The sequence below is a fragment of the Salinicola lusitanus genome, assembly GCF_038648475.1.
GTDB classification, from domain to species: Bacteria; Pseudomonadota; Gammaproteobacteria; order Pseudomonadales; family Halomonadaceae; genus Salinicola; species Salinicola lusitanus.
Genome location: NZ_CP151919.1, coordinates 60,825 through 80,537, shown reverse-complemented (window position 1 = coordinate 80,537; position 19,713 = coordinate 60,825). Strand labels below are relative to the sequence as shown.

Here is a 19,713-nt window from a genome sequence, read left to right as displayed (position 1 = left end):
AGACGGGTGCGGCCCATCGGGCAAGGAGATGCACCACTTGGGCAAGGATGCCCCGGCAAGGATGCCTTCCCCCTCGTGAGAGGGGACCCATTGCAGCCGGCTGCCGGATCATAATCCGGCGACCGGCTCAAAGACGAAGCAGGCGGTTCGCCGCCCCGGTATTCGGTAGCCCCTGAATGGCTCAGTCGAATACTGGCTTCGAGGCCTTCGGGCCACGGGAGCGATCTCGAATAGCTGATTCAGGCAGTGTTTCAAGGTCGTTCTCGACCCTTCAGTTCCCTGCGTACCTTGGGCCGGCTCTGCCGGCCCTCTTTTTTTGAGTGGATTTCCCGCCAACGATCGGCACCGGCACTGTCGACCGGCGGCTGAAGTGCGGATTCGCGCTCAACGGTTCGACCTGAATGGGCTTTCAACAAAGATGTTATCCTTGCGGAACGATCCATGACCCCAATGGGTATCCTGCACAGAGCGAATCTCATGACCACCGAGCTCTCCCGACGTTGGCGGCCTCGCTCGCTTCTGCAACTGGTACTGCTGGCCTTCGTCGTCGTCATGCTGCCGATAGCCGTGCTGATGTTCCAGGCCGGGCAGGCGTTGTCGCAGCTCTCGAGCCTGGCCGACCAGAGCGCTCGCCAGGCCGTCGAGGAGACCCGCCGCGCCCGCATGCTGAGCTCGCTGGCGCTGCAGATGGAGCGCAGCGCCCGCCAGTATGCGGTGATCGAAGAGGAGGGCCTGCGCGATATCTACAACCAGAAGGCCCGGCAGTTCGGTGAGCTGCTCCAACAGCACGAGCCGCTGATGCGCGACAATCCCGACTTCCAGTCGCTGGTCGAGCGCTTCCGGCAACTCCGCGTGCTCCCGCCGTCGTCGGTCGACGATGACATGGGCGAGTTCCTGCAGCGGTTCTCGGGATTTGCCGCGGAGTCAGACGCGGTGAGGGATGCCACCAACGACCTGATCGACGCGCGCATCGCCGATATCCGCGAACAGGCCGACGCGGTGAAGGCCCGGCTGTGGATGCAGACCGCGGCCCTGGTTTCCGCCAGCCTGATGCTGATGCTGTTCTTCACCTGGCTGATCACGCGCCCGATCCGTCAGCTCGAGCGCCGGATCTTCGGCCTCGGCAGTGGCGATCACAGCGACACGCCCACCCGCATCCAGGGGCCCGCCGAGCTGGTCCAGCTGGGCGAGCGGCTGACCTGGCTGTCGGGTCGGTTGTCCGAACTCGAAGCGCAGAAGCAGCAGTTCCTGCGCCATATGTCGCACGAGCTGAAAACGCCGCTGGCCAGCGTTCGCGAGGGCACGTCACTGTTGTCCGACGGCGTGGCCGGGGAGCTCAACGAGCGCCAGAGCGAGGTCGTGCGGCTGATCGACGAAAATGGCCTGGAGCTGCAGACCTTGATCGAGCAGCTCCTGGATTACAATCTGCTGCAGAACAGTCGCCGAATGAAGGTCACCCAGTTCGATGTCGCGACGGTCATCCAGGAGGTTCTCTCCAAGCACCGCCTGGCACTCGACAACAAGGGCATGCAGGTCAGAAGTCCGCACCATCCGCTGACCTGGCAGGCGGACCGGGAGCGCACGGCCCGGGTGCTGGACAACCTGATCTCCAACGCCATCGCCTATGGCAGCGACGGTGGCGAACTGGTGATTCGCGCCACCCATCAGCGCGACTGGCTGGCACTGGATGTCGCCAACAGCGGGGAGCCCATTGCCGAGTCGGATCGCGAGCACCTTTTCGAAGCGTTCTATCAGGGCAGTGCGCGTCGCAAGGGGCCGCTCAAGGGCTCCGGCATCGGACTCTCGGTCGCCGCGGACTGCGCCCGACTGCAGCACGGACAGCTGGCGCTGGTGGATGATACCGAATTGCCCGTCTGCTTCCGGCTCACGCTGCCGTGGGCCAGCGCTTCGGTACGTGGAGCGCAACACGATAACGAGGCCGCGCCGGACGATACGTTTCCGGGCGGTGAGGCAAGGAAAGAAACATGGTCAGTCAGATAAGAACGACGCTCGCCCTGTTCGGCATGCTGGCGCTGGTGGGTTGCCAGTCATTGTCCAGCGAACCCAAGCAGTATGGCTGTGGCGACATCCCCACCTACGCCGACAATGTCTGCCTGGTCGATTCCTGGGTCGCGTTCGGGCTGGAAGCGCAGCGGGGCGATGACGAGTGGCGTGAAGAGGTGCTGGAGCGGGTCGGTCGCAGCCGCATGGACCAGAAGGCCGTACGAGCCGTGGTGCTCTCCTGGGATGGCCCCGCTCAATGGGCCCAGGCCTCGAATTTCTACAAGGCCTCGATCGGTTCGGCACCGGCCCGCTTGCAGCCCCTGCTGCAGCAATGGCTTAACGAACTCGAGGAGCGTCGGCAACTCTACGCCTCGCGAGGCACGAACGGGAGTCAGCGGGCGGGAGGCAATGATACGCGGGCACTGAAGCAGGAAAACGAGAAGCTGAAGCAACAGCTCAAGGAGATGTCGGACAAGCTCGAAGCGTTGACCGATATCGAGCGGACGATCAACGCCCGCGACTAACGACGCGCAAGCTGCGCGCGACAACACTCACGTAAAACCAAGCCATCCGCGCGATGCCAGGCCATATCTCGGCGCGCGCGACCGCGTCACAACGAACGTGACACAGCCTGATCGGCAGCGATAAGGTACAAGCGGTGGCAGGAGGTGCCAATCCCATGTCATTGAATACAGAAGCTCAGAAGCCCCGCCCGGTACGGACGCCGGCCATGCAGCCCGGCAAGAGCGACACCACGGCTCACATTCTGCTGGTCGACGACGATACCAGCCTGCTGAAGCTGCTCGGGATGCGTCTGGAAAGCCGCGGGTTCCGCGTGACCACCGCCGAGAGCGGTCGCGAAGCGCTGACGCATGTCGAAGAGACCTCGCCGGACCTGGTGCTATCCGATCTTCGCATGGACGAGATGGACGGCCTGGCGCTGTTCCATGAGTTGCAGCGTCGCATGCCGGGGATGCCGGTGATCATCCTCACCGCCCATGGCTCGATTCCGGATGCCGTCAGCGCCACGCGCCAGGGCGTCTTCAGTTTCCTGACCAAGCCGGTCGACCGCGACGAGCTGTTCGAGGCGATCGACGAGGCGCTCAAGCAGACGCCGACCACCCGCGGCGAAGGTGGCGAGGCGTGGCGATCCCAGATCATCACCCGCAGCCCGCAGATGGAGCGTATTCTCGAACAGGCCTACATGGTCGCCGCCTCCGACGTCAGCGTGCTGCTGACCGGACCCAGCGGCAGCGGCAAGGAGCTGCTGGCCAACGCGATGCACCAGGCCAGCCCCCGCGCCGATAAGCCGTTCGTGGCGATCAACTGCGGCGCGCTACCGGAGCAACTGCTGGAGAGCGAGCTGTTCGGTCACGCCCGGGGCGCCTTCACCGGCGCGGTCAGCCAGCACGAGGGGCTGTTCCTGGCCGCCGACGGTGGCACGCTGTTCCTCGACGAGATCGGCGACATGCCGTTGCCGCTGCAGGTCAAGCTGCTGCGCGTACTTCAGGAGCGTCAGGTCCGTCCGCTGGGCAGCACCAAGTCGTTCCCGATCGACGTGCGAATCATCTCCGCCACTCACCGCGATCTCGACCGTGCCATGCACGAGGGCGATTTCCGCGAGGATCTCTACTACCGCCTCAACGTGGTCAATCTCAAGCTGCCCCCGCTGCGGGATCGCGCCGAGGACATCCCGCTGCTGGCCAAGCACATGGTGGCGCAGGTTTCCGCGCGACATAAGCCGTTCGTCAAGGGCTTCTCGCCCGAGGCGCTCAACCTGCTCGCCTCCAGCGGCTGGCCGGGCAACGTGCGCCAGCTCGTCAACGTGGTCGAGCAGTGCGTGGCGCTGACCAGCACGCCGATGATTCCGGAAGCGCTGGTCTCCCAGGCGCTGGCCGCCGAGGAGAACGCGCTGCCCTCGTTCAGCGAGGCGCGCGCCGGCTTCGAGCGTGGCTACCTGATCAAGGTGCTCAAGATCACCGAAGGCAACGTCACCCAGGCGGCACGCATCGCCGGGCGTAACCGCACCGACTTCTACAAGCTGCTCGCGCGCCACGACCTCGATCCCGGCAGCTTCAAGCCGAGCGCGATGCCGGAGCAGGCTGGCTGATCTCCGCCGGCCGGCGCTCCTAACTCGCCAAGGCGAGGCAGCCGGCCAACTGACACGACCCCCTCGATGGGCGATCACCCGATTCGGCATGACACTGCCGAATCGGGTTTTTCATTTCACCGCCCCACGCCGTGGCTGGAAAGCCGCCTGCGCTCGCCTATTCGGCGTCCACCAGCCAGTCTGGTCACACTATTCATCTGCCCCGCTTGAACTGGTACGCCAGCCCGGTCCGTTTTGACTCGCGATATGCGCGCGTCCGTCATGCCGTGGCACTGTCCAGATCGTCAATCCTGACGATCTGCCGCCGGTTTTTGCCTGACTATTGATCGTCGATTTTCCAGACGGCGCCGGCTCAGGTGAGGGTTGGTGCAGGTACCGGTATCTCCCCGCCATCCTCCCGCGCATCCGAAGCCAGTTCGCCGATTCGCTGGCGCAGCCATCGGTGCAGCGGGTGGGTGGTGGTGCGCTCGTGCCAGACCATGGCCATATCGAAGCCGGGAACGGGCAGCGGCGGAGCCAGCAGCCGGATCCGGCCGACGCGGTCCCCGGCGACCCGGGTGGGGACCAGCGCGATCATGTCGCTGCGCGCAACGATCTCCGGCACCACCAGGAATCCCGGCGCCGACAATGCCACGCGGCGGGACCGGCCGACGGCGGCCAGGGCATCGTCCACGGGGCCGTGAAAGCCGCCGCCCTCCGGCGAGACGATGACGTGATCCAGCCGGCAAAAGGTGTCGAGATCGAGCGGTTCCGACAAGGCAGGGTGATCCGGGCGCATGATGGCGACGTACTCCTCGCGATAGAGCGTGCGCATGCGCAGGTTGTCCGGTGCCGTCCCGGGGGTGGTCAAGGCCAGGTCGACTTCTCCACGCGCCATCTGCGCATCCAGATTCCCGGTATCTATCGTCCGCCAGGCGATCCTGAGCCCCGGCGCCTCCCGGCTCAGGGCCAGCGCCAACGGCATCAGGACCGAATACTGCACATAGTCGCTGGCCGCGATGGCGACCGTGGCCTGGGCCGTGGCCGGTTCGAACGGGCTGCCGGTGGCGACGACCTGGCGCACGCCCTCGATGGCGGCGTGCAGTGGCGCCTGGAGTTCGAGCGCGCGCTGGGTGGGGATCATGCCGCGTTGGGCGGGCAGCAGCAGTGGGTCACCCAGCAGCTCGCGCAGCCGGGTCAGGCGAGTGGAGATCGCCGGCTGGCTGAGATGCAGTCGCTTGGCGGCGCGACTGACATTGCGCTCTACCAGCAAGGTGTCGAGGGTCACCAGCAGATTCAGGTCCAGCCGTTCGATATCCATTCAATTGATACCAAGCCGTAAAATATTGGATTTCTACAATACCAGATGACGCTTCAAGATCAGGGTCCGAACCCGATCATCTCCCCGATCGTTTCTACAACGAGGAACCGGACCATGAGCCATATTCTGATCGTCCACGCCCACCCCGAGCCCCAGTCGCTGACCAGCGCGCTGAAGGACCTGGCGGTGGGGTTCCTGCAGGCGCGGGGCCACGAGGTCCAGGTCTCGGACCTCTACGCCATGGGTTGGAAGGCGATCGCCGATCGCGAGGATTTCACCGACACCGTCGACCCGGAGCGCCTGAGCTACATCGCCGAATCCCGCCACGCCTATGCCTCCGACACCCAGACGCTCGATATCGCCGCCGAGCAGCGCAAGCTCTTGTGGGCCGATGCGGTGCTGTTCAGCTTCCCGCTGTGGTGGTTCGGCATGCCCGCGATTCTCAAGGGTTGGGTCGACCGGGTGTTCGCTTTCGGCTTTGCCTACGGGGTCGGTGAACACGGCGGGGAACGTTGGGGCGATCGTTACGGTGAAGGCGTGCTGGCCGGTCGTCGGGCAATGCTGATGGTGCCGATCGGCGGGCGCGCGCGCCACTACAGCGATCGCGGCGTCAATGGCAGCCTGGAGGAGATTCTGTGGCCGATCCACCACGGCACGCTGTTCTATCCCGGGCTGGCGGTCATGCCGCCGTTTCCGGTCTATTCGAGCGACCGCCTGGATGATGCCGGCTGGCAGCAGGTAGCGACGGATCTCGAGCAGCGCCTGGCGGGGTTGTTCAGCGACGCGCCGATCGCCTATCGGTGCCAGAACGGCGGACACTACGATACCGATCAGCGGCTCAAACCTGGGCTGGGTCAAGGCGAGGGCGGCACGCGAATCCATCTGGTACAGCCGGGGGATCCCGAAGAGCGGCTCGCTTAGCGGCCGCGAATGGCTCAGCGCTTCAGCCGCCGCTTCACCTCCAGCTTCAGGCGCCCCTCGCCGAGGCGGGCCGTCAGCATCTGGCCCGGCTGGGTCTGGCTGGCGGCGCGCACGACCTGGCCGTCGTCGTCCTGGAGGATCGAGTAGCCCCGTCCCAGCACGGCCAGCGGGCTGACCGCGTTGAGCTCCCGGGCCACCCCCTCCAGCCGCTGGCGTTCCCGCTGCAGCTGGCGCTGCTGGGCGCTCTCCAGTCGCTGGCGTAGCTGGTCCACGCGCTCCCGCGATTGGCGCAAGGTACGGCGCGGATCGTGGCGCGCGAAGCGCCGGGTGGCGGTCTCGAGTCGCTGACGATCCCGCTGCAGGCGCTGCTGCATCGCCAGTTGCAGGCGACGATCCAGCCCCGCCAGACGCTGGCGCTGCTGGGCAAGGCGTTCACCGGGATGGCGCAGCCGGGCACGTAGATGATCGAGGCGCTGGGATTCGGCATTGAAGCGCCCGCGCCACGCCTGAAGGAGCCTTCTCCGCTGCTGACTCAGCGTCGCCTCGAGATCGCGGCGATCCGGCACCAGCCGTTCGGCGGCGGCGGAGGGGGTCGGCGCGCGCACGTCGGCGGCAAACTCGGCCAGGGTCGTGTCGACCTCATGGCCGATAGCGGCCATCACCGGTAGCGCCGAATGGTAGATCGCCCGGACCAGATGTTCGTCGTTGAACGCCCACAGGTCTTCCAGGCTGCCGCCGCCGCGGGTGATCAGCACGGCGTCGAACGGCTCGGTCGCCGAACGCTCGGCATCCTGTCTTGCTGATTCATAACGTGCCTGGCGATTGACCAAGGCCAGCGCACGAATCAGCGCCGGCGGCGCCTCGCGCCCCTGTACCGGCGTCGGGAACAGGCTGACGCGCACCATCGGCCAGCGCGCCTGCAGCACCGCCAGCACATCGCGAATGGCGGCGCCGGTGGGCGAGGTGATCAGGGCCAGATGGCGGGGCGGGTAGGGCAGCGGTCGCGCGTTGGCGAACATGCCCTCGGTGCTCAACTGGCGCTTGAGCCGTTCATAAGCCGCCATCAGCTCGCCTTCGCCGCTGGGCTGCACGGCATCGACGATCAACTGGTAGTCGCCACGCGGCTCGAAGATCGATACCCGGCCGCGCACCTTGATCCGGTCGCCATCCTTCAGCGGCGTGCGCGACAGGCTCGCCCGGTTGCGGAAGAACGCGCACTTGAGTTGGGCCTTGGCGTCTTTCAGGCTGAAGTAAATATGCCCGGACGCGGGCCGCGCCAGCCCCGAAATCTCGCCCTCGACCCAGCAGTCGCCGAAGCCGCGCTCCAGCATCTGGCGGGCCTGGCGGTTGAGGTCGCTGACGGAGAGGGCCTGGGGGTTAGGCTGAGAAGTAAAAGGGGGCATGGCGTGACCCAAGAAGAAATCGGCAAGGATGATCGATGCCGACAAGCCTAACACGGGCCGCTTTCTGCAGCCTTGGCCTTGGTTTCCCGGCGCGATTGCCATTGAGAGGCACCGACCAAACGACTATAATGCGCGATTAACTTTTCGCGGCCCCGATCCGGTCACACTGCATGCCTCATCGCGGTGCCGCAGGCTGTTACAGGCTCCCCACCACCTGCCAATTGGGTTTCCGACCATGCTACGTATAGCGCAAGAAGCTCTTACGTTCGATGACGTATTACTCGTACCCCGCTACTCGGATGTCCTGCCCAGAGACGTCGAACTCAAGTCCCGCCTGACCCGCAATCTGACCCTCAACATCCCGCTGCTCTCGTCCGCCATGGATACCGTCACCGAAGCGCGCCTGGCCATCGCCATGGCGCAGGAAGGCGGCATCGGCATCATCCACAAGAGCATGTCGATCACCCAGCAGGCCGCCGAGGTCCGCAAGGTCAAGAAGCACGAGAGCGTCATCGTCAAGGACCCGGTCACCGTCGGTCCCAACGCCAAGCTGCAGGACCTGCTGGAGATGGCCAAGGAGTACGGCTATTCCGGCTTCCCGGTGGTCGAGGGCGAGACCCTGGTCGGCATCGTCACCGGGCGTGACATGCGCTTCCAGCCGGACCACAGCGACAGCGTCGAAGCGATCATGACCCCGCGCGACAAGCTGGTCACCGTGCTCGAAGGCACCTCATTGGACGTGATCAAGTCCAAGCTGCAGGAGAACCGCATCGAGAAGATCCTGGTCGTCGACAAGGACTTCCACCTGCGCGGCCTGGTCACCGTGCGTGACATCGAGAAAGCCCGCACCTACCCGATGGCCGCCAAGGACGCCGATGGCCGCCTGCTGGTCGGCGCCGCCGTGGGTACCGGACCGGAAACCCCGGACCGCATCGCCGCGCTGGTCGAAGCCGGCGTCGACGTGCTGGTCGTCGATACCGCCCACGGCCACTCCAAGGGCGTCATCGACCGGGTGCGCTGGGTCAAGGAGCACTACCCGGAACTGCAGGTGATCGGCGGCAACATCGCCACCGGTGAAGCCGCCGTCGCCCTGGCCGAAGCCGGCGCCGACGCGGTCAAGGTCGGTATCGGCCCCGGTTCCATCTGCACCACCCGCGTCGTCACCGGCGTCGGCGTGCTGCAGATCACCGCCGTCGCCAACGTCGCCGAAGCGCTCAAGCCGTTCGACATCCCGCTGATCGCCGATGGCGGGGTGCGCTACTCCGGTGATATCGCCAAGGCGATCGTCGCCGGCGCGAGCACCGTGATGCTCGGCAGCATGCTCGCCGGCACCGAGGAAGCGCCGGGTGAAGTCGAGCTGTTCCAGGGCCGGACCTACAAGGCCTATCGCGGCATGGGCTCCATGGGGGCGATGTCCCAGACTCAGGGCTCTTCGGATCGCTACTTCCAGAGCAAGGACGAAGGCGTCGAGAAGCTGGTGCCGGAAGGCATCGAAGGCCGCGTGCCCTACAAGGGCCAGATGAGCGCCATCGTCCACCAGATGATGGGTGGCCTGCGCGCCTCCATGGGCTACACCGGCTGCCACAACATCGACGAGATGCGCACGCTGCCGGAGTTCGTCAAGATCACCGGTGCGGGCATTACCGAGTCGCATGTACACGATGTGCAGATCACCAAAGAAGCGCCGAATTATCGCGGCGCTTGATTGACCCGTTAGTTGGAAGAGGGAAGGGAGAAGTGGGAAGTGCATCTTTCCCCTTCGCTCTTTCCTCTTCATTCTTTTCCGGCCGTGCTTTTGTCTCGGCAATTGAAACCCTTACGGCGGTGGCCCCTTCATGACCGACATCCATTCGCACAAGATCCTGATCCTCGACTTCGGCTCCCAGTACACGCAGCTGATCGCCCGTCGCGTGCGCGAGATCGGCGTGTTCTCCGAGATCCGCGCCTTCGATATCACCGAAGAAGAGATCCGCGAATACAACCCCAACGGCATCATCCTCTCCGGTGGGCCGGAATCGGTCTCCGAGCTGGGCTCGCCGCGGGCGCCGGAATGCGTGTTCGAGATGGGCCTGCCGGTGTTCGGTATCTGCTACGGCATGCAGACCATGGCGGAACAGCTCGGCGGCGCCACCGAAGGCTCCAACAAGCGCGAATTCGGCTACGCCCAGATCAGCGTCTCCGCTGAAGACGACCTGCTCGGCGGGATCAAGGATCATGTCGGCCACGACGGCGGGGCGCTGCTCGATGTGTGGATGAGCCACGGCGACAAGGTTGCCCGTGCCCCGGCCGAGTTCACCGTCACCGCTTCCACGCCGAGCTGCCCCATCGCCGCCATGACCTGGCCGGAAAAGCGCTTCTACGGCGTCCAGTTCCACCCGGAAGTGACCCACACCCTGCAGGGCCAGCGCATCCTCGAGCGCTTCGTGCTGGATATCTGCCAGGCGGAAAAACTCTGGACCCCGGCGCAGATCATCGAAGACCTCACCGAGCGCGTCCGCGAGCAGGTCGGCGACCGCCACGTGCTGCTCGGCCTCTCCGGCGGCGTTGACTCCTCCGTGGTTGCGGCACTCCTGCACAAGGCGATCGGCGATCAGCTCACCTGCGTGTTCGTCGACAACGGCCTGCTGCGCAAGAACGAAGGCGACCAGGTGATGGAAACCTTCGCCAGCCACATGGGCGTCAAGGTGATCCGCGTCGACGCCGAAGATGAATTTCTCGGCAACCTGGGTGGCGAGAACGACCCCGAAGCCAAGCGCAAGATCATCGGCAATACCTTCATCGACGTGTTCGACCGCGAAGCCGCCAAGATCGACGGCGTCGACTTCCTCGCCCAGGGCACCATCTACCCGGACGTGATCGAATCCGCCGCCAGCAAGACCGGCAAGGCCCACGTGATCAAGTCGCACCACAACGTCGGCGGCCTGCCCGAGACCATGAAGCTCAAGCTGGTCGAACCGCTGCGCGAACTGTTCAAGGACGAAGTGCGCAAGCTCGGCCTCGAACTCGGCCTGCCCTACGACATGGTCTACCGCCACCCCTTCCCGGGGCCGGGTCTGGGCGTGCGTATTCTCGGCGAAGTCAAAAAAGAGTACGCCGACATCCTGCGCGAAGCCGACGCCATCTTCATCGAAGAGCTGCACAACTTTGACTGGTACCACAAGACCAGCCAGGCCTTTGCCGTCTTCCTGCCGGTGAAATCGGTCGGCGTGGTCGGCGACGGCCGCCGCTACGAATGGGTCATCGCCCTGCGCGCCGTCGAAACCATCGACTTCATGACCGCCCGCTGGGCCCACCTGCCGTACGACTTGCTCGAAAAGGTCTCTAACCGCATCATCAACGAGATCAGCGGCGTATCGCGTGTGACCTACGATGTCAGCAGCAAGCCGCCCGCGACGATCGAGTGGGAGTGATCGCCGAGTAGGGCAGGCGAGAGCCGCCTAGCCCCACCACATCAGCCGTCTCATACGAAAGCCTGCCTTCACCGGCAGGTTTTTTGTTGCGTATTGTTACCATGCTAAGGCTGGCTGGATTAAGCAGCGGAGGCAGCTGCCGATAAAAATAAATATATCGACAAGGACGGTCGCAGGGAAATGATGTCATCCCGGAACGTTAGTGTGTCTAGATGCGTAACTTTCTCAAGTTCCCACTTGAATCGCTTGCTATTGAGAGAGTTGGAGAAATCTAAGCGACTGTCAACTGATGAATGGTCAATGAAATTTTAAGTTGCTACGTAAAAAGAATAAGTCCGATTTTTATACGAGACAGTCGTGCCGATAAATTGATGGTAGATTAGTAAGTCTGTCGCAGACCATTGTCTTGAAGGGGTGTAATGAGTGTTTTTCACTTTGCCTATCGAGTAATATGTGGGTTAGCGAAAAGTTGATTTTATCAAGCGCGCGTAAGCGATCGAAAACCGCCACGTATTTTCGATTGCCTGATATGCTCGTCAAGCTGATAAGCAGCGTGCGCCACGGCGCTGCGCGCCTGACGGATCAGACAGTCATACAGGGCCAGCACCTCCCCGGTCTGGCCGAGGTCGAGATGGCACAGTACGAGGTGCCAATAATTGTGCCCCTCGGACAGGTCTGGGCCAGAAGGGCTCGCGCGCGGTCATCCAGTCGATGCCGTCTTGGCCCTGCGTCTCCATGAGGTGGGCCACTGCGTGATCCGTCCAGCAGTCGAGCGCTGCCGGTCCAGCGCCTGCAGCCAGAATGATTGCTGTGACGCCAGCATATCCGGAAAATACCGAGTCGGACGCGATGTGCTCAGCTGCGACGACGGTTCGGTCGATATGGAATTGGCGTGCCAGATAGTGGTTTGACTCCACTCCTTGTTGTAAGGTTTATTAGACAGCCTTTAATTTCTCTTATGCGAGCAGCGAAATTTGCGCTTGAGTGAGTTTCTAGCCTAAAGCCTGTATGCTTAATAAAACACGTTATTGGTTATTTATGAAAAAAAGAAAATTTGATATTTATTATGGTTTCTTGCTATGCCAGTTTTTTTGCATTTTTTTGGCTGTAGCTTTTTTAGTTTCATTGGGGCCGAATCTGCAATTTTATTTCTTCGCCATAATAGACCCCGGGTCTACCTCTATTTATGATAGTGCTTTTAACGGGCAGATGGTGAGATTTCCATCGCTTTTAGATTGGCTCGGGGGTGTGTTGAGCATACCAGTGCTGATCGTATCATTAGCGATTTCTAGCTCAACCTTTAAAGTCAAATCGCCTCGTAAAGTTCATTTGAGATTAGTGTTGAGTTGTTTTTTTAGCTGGTGCTTGGTAGATTTGGCGATTGGTATTTTCGATGAGCAGGCTGAAGTTGCTTATTACCTACAGTGTTTGTTGGCAAACTTGGCTGGATCCGTATTTCTCGTATTGTTAATGGCGGGCCTGTTTTCGGTGCTCGATTTATATATAAAAATATTTTCTTGTGCTGACGTGGTTGTTAAGCTTACAGCATCCTTCTTGCTTGTGGCCTTAAGCTTTGCGCTATGTTGCATCACCTATTATGCAATAGCTTTTTTATTCAAGCCACTACCTGTTCGGATTCAACTCTATACGGCTTATCCAGCCTCGGGTTATGTTAAGACAATTGAAGACAAGAAAATCAAAATCCCGACGATTGAAAATCCAAAAACATCCTTGCTTCCTAATAATTCTATGAGTTCAAGATTTTATATGGTTAGCATAGATAAAGGTATATCATTTAACTTTGATGCCAACAGTGAAGATCAAAACTATATATTAAGTGTGGCCACGGTCGAAGGTTGCTTGGAACCCAACCAAGCTTTGGAGGCGATTGCTAGCAATTCTTGGAGGACATTCGAGAATGTAGCTGAGTTTCAAGCCTCATTTGACAAGGGGACATCACAGGTAGTTTCCGAAACTTTTCCGAAAGAATTGACTCCCCATCCACTTGAAGAAGAATCTCTTACAAGTTTTTGGTATAAGCCCAGTGAAAAAGAAGGCGAAATAGATATTCAACAGTTTTTTTCTAATAATATATTTCTTCACTATTCTACGGATGCAAGAGAACAGATTTACCTCATCACTGCCCATCTTTTAGAGAAGAAAGGTAACGTTGTTAGCACGAGAGAACGTGAGTTAGACCTTAATGTCAATGGAAGATCTTACTCGTATATGTTTAATGTTGATCCTAGTGTCGAGCTTTCCAGTAAAGTTAATTGTAGCTCGTTAGGATTAGAAGGCAATGCGCAGGACTCAAATTTCTACTCTGTCAATGTACCTCTCGCAGGGATGGTGATTGTCGTCAAGCCTGATATAGATAAGAAAGTTTTGCGCCTCTATACTGATAGATCTCAAGTAGACATTGCTGGTGGGATGGGAACTAGATCTATTAAAAACTTACGGCTTGGTGAGCTAGTTTATAGTGACCCTGATAAAGTCGATAGATTCTCTCTCAGTGGAGATATTAGAAGAGTGTTGATTGATGGATATAAAAAAGAAGTTACTGAGGCGGATGTGTATTCTGCAACGGGGGATTTTACCGTGGCGTATACGAATGGAGGATGGATGGCTATAGACGGTACGGCGGATTTTCTCTGGAATAGGAAGGAGCGACTTAATAGCACTAAGTGGGAGAGTGTTGATGCTGGATGGAGTGGGGTTGCTACTATAATAGGCAGCATCCTTATTGCGGTTGGCTGGGTTCTGCGGAGTTTGGTATTTCCAAGCATGGTTAGTAATCAAGACTATAAGTGGAAGCTGTTTTGATTTGGTGTTTTAAGTTTTAGTCGAGATGTTATTAAATTCTTTTATAGCATTGGCCATCGCAGGAAGTCCCGATTGATGAGGCTGTATGGCTTAAGCTCCAAGCGTCCTGCGGCGGTGGTGCGGTAGCCGCGCCAGAAGGCGGCGAGGCCTTCTACAAGAGGAAGATCGATGTGCCAGCTTAGGCCGCCCTTCGAGTTGGTGTGACATCCTACAGCGTGGCGAATTCCACCATATCTTCGAGCGATAGCTCCGTAGGCCTGATGATCTTCACGCTGCTGGCTCGATGTCGTAACCGGTCCTGTCAGATTCGTAGGACTGGACCCTGCCCTAGCAACGGCCGGGCATCTCCTCCTCCTGCCGAGTAGCCGCGCGGACAAAGTCGGTCGGGGATTGGCCGAGCACCTTGCGAAACATGCTGGAGAAGGCGCCGGGGCTGTCGTAGCCGAGTTCCAACGCGGTTCGGGTAACGGAATGGCCGGCTAGCAGTCTGGGAACGGCGGCCATCAGGCAGGCTTGTTGGCGCCATACGGCAAACGACAGGCCGGTCTGCTGGCGGAACAGGCGATTGAAGGTGCGCTGGCTGCGGTGCAGTTGATTCGCCCACTCCTCGGGCAGGCTACGGATATGCGGCTGGGCGAGGAAGTCCCTGCAAAGGCTCGCCAGTTCGGGATCCCGGGGCAAAGGCGCAAAGAGCGGCAGCGATGGCGCCAGTTGCAGCTCGTGCAGCAGGAGTTGGGCCAGGGCGCCATCGCGACCGCTCTCGTCATAGAGCGCGGGCATGTTGGCCGAAGCCAGCAGCAGGTGATGAAGCAGCGGTGACACGACCAGCACCTCGCAAGTGGGTGAGGGGCGTGGCGCCGCAACGGGTTCGATATACAGGCTGCGAGTACTGACGCCGTTCATCCGCACCCGGTGCCGCTTGCCCGCCGGCAACCAGACACCGCTGTAGGGCGGTACCATCCAGGTGCTGTCATCGGTATCCACTTCCATCAATCCTGTCATGCCGTAGAGAAACTGGGCACGGCGATGGGTATGAAAGTCGAGCAAGGTGCCGGGACTGTAGTCGGTGCCGATGGCCACGACGGGCCGGGCGACATGATCCACGTCCGCCAGCGGGATATTGCGCATCGTCGTCAACCTGGCCGAAACACGACGATTATTGGCCAATGGGCGAATGTCGGCCACCTCTCATTGGAATATCGTTCCTGTCGTTGGATTTCTCGGGAGTGTTCCGGTGTATAGCGTATTGCTTCTCTGCGGCGGGCTGGCCGGCGTGACCACCGTGCTGTTTGGTTTCGGTGGCGGCTTCGTCGTCGTTCCCTTGATGGTTACCTTGCTGATTGCCGTCCACGGGGCGGATAGCGTGGCCGGCCAGGCGGCCATGCATATCGCGGTAGCCACCTCGACCGCGCTGATGATCTTCGCTGCCTCTCTATCGACATGGCGTCACCACCGGCGACGGACCGTGCAGTGGCGCCTGGTGCGTCCGCTGGTGGGCTATATCGCCATCGGTGCCGTGCTCGGCGCGGCCGCGGCGGTGTCGGTGAGTGGAGAGTGGGTGCGCTGGATGTTCATCGGCTATCTGGCGATCACGATTGCAGACGCCATTCTGCGGCCGGGCTTCCTGCACCAGACGAGTGGAGAGGTGCGCCCCATGGGTCGTCTGGTGACGGCGATGACAGGCTTGTTCATCGGTATCGTTGCGGCCTTTCTGGGGGTTGGTGGCAGCGTGATGACCGTACCGCTGATGCGCCGCAGAAGGGCCAGCATGACGGCTGCCACGGCAATGGCCAATCCGTTGTCGCTACCCATGGCGATCAGTGGTACTGCCACCTATGTGCTGTTGTCGACCAGCGATACCCCGCTGGGCGCCTGGTATGCGGGGTACGTGGACCTGCGCGCCTTGCTGGCGCTGGCGGTGGGGTCGTGGCTCGGCATCCGCCTGGCATCGCGATGGATCGGGCGCATTCCCGATCGCGTTCATGCAGGGGTCTACCTGCTACTGCTGACGTGCGTGCTAGCGGTGATGGTCGTCGTGTAGGTTCCGCCAAAGGCGACTGGGACGTGTGTATCACGCTGGATGCCATCGAGTACGCGGCACTCGCGGATGTAATCGTGCTGGTCTCCGGCGATAGGGATTTCGATCTGCTGCCGCAGAAATTCATGAGATGTATGGCAAGCGGGTCGAGGGTCTACGGCGTGACCAAGCTCACCGCCCATTCCCTCATCAATGCCGCCAGCCAGCTCATTCCGATCGAAGGCAATCTACTGCTGGGTTGGCTCTCCTTCCCACGAAAGCGAGGAAGGGGACGAGCCAGCCGTGCCAACCCGTTTTGATGCTTATGGTGCTATGGGTATGTGATTATAATTGCGTACAACGCAATGCTCATGAGCTTTGAGATGAAACATCCCGACTTGAACCTGTTGCTCGCCTTGGACGCTCTGTTGGAGGAGGGGAGCGTGGCGGGGGCGGCCCGCCGCATGCATCTGAGCCCGCCTGCGATGAGCCGGACTTTGGGCCGTATCCGAGAAACCCTGGGTGACCCGATATTCGTGCAGGCCGGTCGCAAGCTCGTCCCCACGCCGAGGGCCGTGGCTTTGCGTGAGCAGGTACGGGCAGCAGTGGAGCAGGCGTCAGCGGTTCTGGCACCGACAGCAGAGGTCGATCTGAAGACACTTGAGCGATGCTTCAATGTGCGTGCGACGGATGAATTCCTGAGCGTTCACATGGGGCGTTTGCTGGATGCGATGGCCACTGACATGCCGCTTGCCATGCTGCGTCTATCTCCGGAAGAGGACGACCTGGACGATGAGGCTCTGCGTAGTGGTCGCATCGATCTGTTTGTCAGCGCTTCCCGTAAGCTTGGGCCGGAGATCCGCGTGCAGCCACTATTCACCACGACTTTCGTCGGCGTGGCGCGCGAAAAACATCCGATTTTCGATGCTTACATCACCCTAGAGCAGTTCGTCCGTTGGGAACATATTGGCGTTTCCCGACGGGGTAAATCCCACGGCCCGATCGACGCCGCGCTGGAGAAGCAAGGCTTGAAGCGGCGTGTCTCTCTCGTTGTCTCCTCGCCCTATGTGGCACTGTTTGCGTTACAGGACGCCAACCTGATTTTGCCACTGCCCAGGCATCTCGCCAGCAGTGCTCTTGCCGCAGGGCTTCGCATCCGCTTGTTCGATTTGCCGATGGCGTTGGAAACCGCGCCACTTATTCAGGCCTGGCACCCCAGGCTTCAGAACGACCCTGCTCATCAGTGGTTAAGGCGCACGATCTATGACTTGTGCAACGCAGAGGCGTCGTTGCCCGTGACATGAAGCAGTACCCGCTTCAATCGATGCGTCTGATGCACTCATCGGTTTCGATAAAGTCACTACTCGACATCCAAGACTCTCATTATCGTAATACGACTCATTACCAAAAAGTGGGTCGATCATGTGTTCCGCGCCAGTCAATCCGACGCCTCCGGTTACTCCCGCCCAACCCTATGCCGCGCTGATTCGCTGTCTTTCTTGCTGTGACCTGACCACACCTCGCGCGACCTATGTCCTTCGCTCGGTTCTTGCCGCCTGGTTGGCACTCGTCCTCGCCTACTGGTTCGATCTGGAAGCTCCTTATTCGGCTGCGTCCTCCGTACTGCTGGTCATCAACCCGGTTCAGGGGGCGGTCATCGGCAAAGGCATCTGGCGGGTCATCGGCACACTGGCCGGCATGCTGGCTGCACTCGTACTGATGAGTCTGTTTGGACAGATGCCATGGCTTTTCTTGCTGGGGTTCGGCGTCTGGTTGGGACTGTGTGTTGCGGGCATGACACTAGTGCGCCATTTCCGGGCCTACGGTGCCGCGCTGGCCGGGTACACCGTTGGCTTGGCTGTCTACGGTGCGCTAGAGCACCCTCAAACGACCTTCGCGCATGTGGTGGATCGTGGTTCGGCCGTGTTGATCGGAGTGATGTGTCTGGCCCTGGTATCGTCGCTATTCAGCGCCCGCCGGGTACGCCAGCGTCTCGAAGCCCAGTCGACACGGTTGCTTGCGGCCAGCGCAGAAACGCTGGCGACTCAGCACGAAGCACTGGAGGAAGGGATCGAAGGCGGCCCTACGCGGGTCGCACCCGCCCGGCGGAAGCTCATTGCCGAGGTCTATGGCATAGATGATCTGCTGGCACTGGGGAAGGCCGAATCGATCGATCTGGCACAGCAGGGGGCCATGGTACGGCATGCCATGGCATCGCTATTCGCTGCCCTGGTCGGCGGCATCTCGCCTTTATCCGAACATAGTACCAGCATGCGGGCGTTACGGGCTTTGCAGCCGGAGCTCGAACGGTCATGGCGCGATGCCGCAAGCGACGTGTCGGCTGGAGACTTCGGCAAGGCGCGGCGACGCTTGTGCGAGAGTCGTGAACGCCTGATGGCCAGACTCGAGTCGGTCTCGTCAGTGCCAGCCGAGCAGCCGGCGCTGCTGATCGCGGGTGATCGATTGGTAGAGCAGATCGACGATTATCTAGCCGCATTGGACGGTATCGCGACGTTACATCGTCCAGGCGTTCGCCCCATCCTGCCTGCAGTACCCTTTCACCGGGACTGGACGGCGGCGATGCAAAACGGCTTGCGTGCGATGCTGATCGTGGTACTGGGCGGTATTTTCTGGATCGCGACTGGCTGGCAACACGGCAACATGATGTTGGCGGGACTCGCGGCTGCCTGTGCACTGCTGTCCACGGCGCCCAATCCTGCCGCTGGAGCGATCGCTTTCATCAAAGGGACGTTAGCCGCCGTGGTGATGGCGTTCGTGTGTGCATTTTGGATACTGCCGCACATCGAAGGGTTGTTCTTGCTGCTGATAGTTTTGGGGCTGTTCTGGCTGCCCGCTGTCTTTCTCACCACATTGCCTCGTCATGCATTGGCCGGCATGGCCTATCTCGTCGGGTTCACGACATTGGCAGCGCCTGCCAACCCTATGCAGTACGACCAGAGCCTGTTTCTCAACGCTTCGGTGGCGTGGTTACTGGCCGTGTTTTTTACCCTGCTTGGCTTTCGACTGCTGCTGCCGCGTAACCTCGCACGTGATATCGAACGATTGCGCCATCGTATTCGCGATGAGGCGCTCTCCCTGTTGCGACGTGCACCGACAGATGAACGTCGCTGGCAGTGGCGCCAGCAGCATCGCATGGCGCGTCTGGGTGCCGTGCTCCAGAACCAGCCTGTTGCCATGGATCATGCCATCAGTGATGCGCTCGCCAGTCTGCACCTGGGGCGGGAGCTGATGCGCTTGCGACACTGGCTGAAGGCTTCGCCAAAGCGATCCCCCATTCGCCCCACGGTGGAAAAGACGTTAAAGCGAATGGCGTGTCGCGCGGACGATCCCCTCATGGCGGCTCGCCATGCGCGCCGTGCCGCGCGCCTTATGATGGCCGCGGGTGTCGTTGAATCGGGCCGCGTTGAAAATCGGCAGTATATGGCCGCTGCATTGATCGATGTTGCCGAGCTGATCGAAGGCCACGCCGATTACTTCTCTGGGCTCCCGCGAGGAGGCGCCAATGCTCAGTGAAGTTGCTGTGGCGGGCATCTATCTGCCACCCCTCTTTGTCTATGCCTTGATGGTGGTACCGCTATTTCTGGGAATGCGATTCCTGATAGGGCGCAGCGGCTTGTTGCGCTGGATCTGGCATCCAGGGCTGTTCGAATTCGCGATCTCTGTCTGCCTGCTGTCTCTCTTGGTGCTCTATGTCTAGGTGTCGT

General features: G+C 60.8%; 15 protein-coding genes. 12 read left to right on the top strand and 3 right to left on the bottom strand.

Annotated elements, in window-relative coordinates:
• Positions 1-441 precede the first annotated feature (441 nt).
• The 3 genes from AAGT95_RS00360 (at position 442) to glrR (ending at position 4,114) form a co-directional block, all read left to right on the top strand.
• Positions 442-2,001 carry a sensor histidine kinase gene (locus tag AAGT95_RS00360; protein ID WP_240612308.1) on the top strand — a complete coding sequence of 520 codons (1,560 nt, stop codon included), beginning with the start codon at positions 442-444 and terminating at the stop codon, positions 1,999-2,001.
• Positions 1,986-2,528, top strand: coding sequence for a hypothetical protein (locus tag AAGT95_RS00355; RefSeq protein ID WP_342595155.1), 543 nt, complete (start codon positions 1,986-1,988; stop codon positions 2,526-2,528). Before AAGT95_RS00360 ends, AAGT95_RS00355 begins: the two co-directional genes overlap by 16 nt.
• A 206-nt stretch (positions 2,529-2,734) precedes the next feature.
• Positions 2,735-4,114, top strand: coding sequence for a two-component system response regulator GlrR (gene glrR / locus AAGT95_RS00350; protein WP_110599029.1), 1,380 nt, complete (start codon positions 2,735-2,737; stop codon positions 4,112-4,114).
• Between the two features lie 352 nt (positions 4,115-4,466).
• Here the strand turns inward: glrR and AAGT95_RS00345 are convergent, their stop codons facing one another.
• The gene (locus AAGT95_RS00345; RefSeq protein WP_342595154.1) at positions 4,467-5,414 is read right to left on the bottom strand and encodes a LysR family transcriptional regulator; all 948 of its coding nucleotides are present in this window, start codon (positions 5,412-5,414) and stop codon (positions 4,467-4,469) included.
• A gap of 114 nt (positions 5,415-5,528) precedes the next feature.
• Between AAGT95_RS00345 and AAGT95_RS00340 the strand changes: the two genes are divergently transcribed.
• Positions 5,529-6,335 (top strand): NAD(P)H-dependent oxidoreductase, encoded by an 807-nt coding sequence (locus AAGT95_RS00340; protein ID WP_342595153.1) that lies wholly within the window; start codon positions 5,529-5,531, stop codon positions 6,333-6,335.
• A 14-nt stretch (positions 6,336-6,349) separates the two neighbouring features.
• Here AAGT95_RS00340 and xseA read toward each other — a convergent pair whose 3' ends face one another.
• Positions 6,350-7,738 (bottom strand): exodeoxyribonuclease VII large subunit, encoded by a 1,389-nt coding sequence (gene xseA / locus AAGT95_RS00335; RefSeq protein ID WP_342595152.1) that lies wholly within the window; start codon positions 7,736-7,738, stop codon positions 6,350-6,352.
• 235 nt (positions 7,739-7,973) lie between these two features.
• On the opposite strand from xseA, the gene guaB reads away from it, so the two are divergent.
• The 3 genes from guaB to AAGT95_RS00320 all read left to right on the top strand — a co-directional run bounded on the left by guaB (position 7,974) and on the right by AAGT95_RS00320 (position 13,971).
• Positions 7,974-9,443 carry an IMP dehydrogenase gene (gene guaB / locus AAGT95_RS00330; RefSeq protein WP_110708138.1) on the top strand — a complete coding sequence of 490 codons (1,470 nt, stop codon included), beginning with the start codon at positions 7,974-7,976 and terminating at the stop codon, positions 9,441-9,443.
• A gap of 130 nt (positions 9,444-9,573) precedes the next feature.
• Positions 9,574-11,148: a glutamine-hydrolyzing GMP synthase gene (gene guaA / locus AAGT95_RS00325; protein ID WP_342595151.1), complete on the top strand. Its 1,575-nt coding sequence runs from the start codon at positions 9,574-9,576 to the stop codon at positions 11,146-11,148.
• A gap of 1,038 nt (positions 11,149-12,186) precedes the next feature.
• Positions 12,187-13,971, top strand: a complete 1,785-nt coding sequence (locus AAGT95_RS00320) for a hypothetical protein (RefSeq protein ID WP_342595150.1) — start codon at positions 12,187-12,189, stop codon at positions 13,969-13,971.
• Between the two features lie 327 nt (positions 13,972-14,298).
• Here the strand turns inward: AAGT95_RS00320 and AAGT95_RS00315 are convergent, their stop codons facing one another.
• Positions 14,299-15,099: a helix-turn-helix transcriptional regulator gene (locus tag AAGT95_RS00315; protein WP_342595149.1), complete on the bottom strand. Its 801-nt coding sequence runs from the start codon at positions 15,097-15,099 to the stop codon at positions 14,299-14,301.
• 106 nt (positions 15,100-15,205) lie between these two features.
• Here AAGT95_RS00315 and AAGT95_RS00310 point away from each other — a divergent pair, with 106 nt between their 5' ends.
• From AAGT95_RS00310 to AAGT95_RS00290, 5 genes are all read left to right on the top strand, one after another.
• Complete coding sequence (locus AAGT95_RS00310; protein ID WP_342595148.1) at positions 15,206-16,012, top strand: sulfite exporter TauE/SafE family protein; 807 nt, start codon at positions 15,206-15,208, stop codon at positions 16,010-16,012.
• 23 nt (positions 16,013-16,035) lie between these two features.
• Positions 16,036-16,308, top strand: coding sequence for an NYN domain-containing protein (locus AAGT95_RS00305; protein ID WP_342595147.1), 273 nt, complete (start codon positions 16,036-16,038; stop codon positions 16,306-16,308).
• A gap of 63 nt (positions 16,309-16,371) precedes the next feature.
• On the top strand, positions 16,372-17,292 hold the full coding sequence (locus AAGT95_RS00300) for a LysR family transcriptional regulator (RefSeq protein ID WP_342595146.1): 921 nt from the start codon (positions 16,372-16,374) through the stop codon (positions 17,290-17,292).
• Positions 17,293-17,410: 118 nt separating this feature from the next.
• Entirely contained in the window at positions 17,411-19,522 is a 2,112-nt protein-coding gene (locus AAGT95_RS00295; protein ID WP_342595145.1) for an FUSC family protein, read from the top strand.
• Complete coding sequence (locus AAGT95_RS00290) at positions 19,512-19,706, top strand: DUF1656 domain-containing protein (RefSeq protein ID WP_106419529.1); 195 nt, start codon at positions 19,512-19,514, stop codon at positions 19,704-19,706. Before AAGT95_RS00295 ends, AAGT95_RS00290 begins: the two co-directional genes overlap by 11 nt.
• The last annotated feature ends 7 nt before the right edge of the window (positions 19,707-19,713 follow it).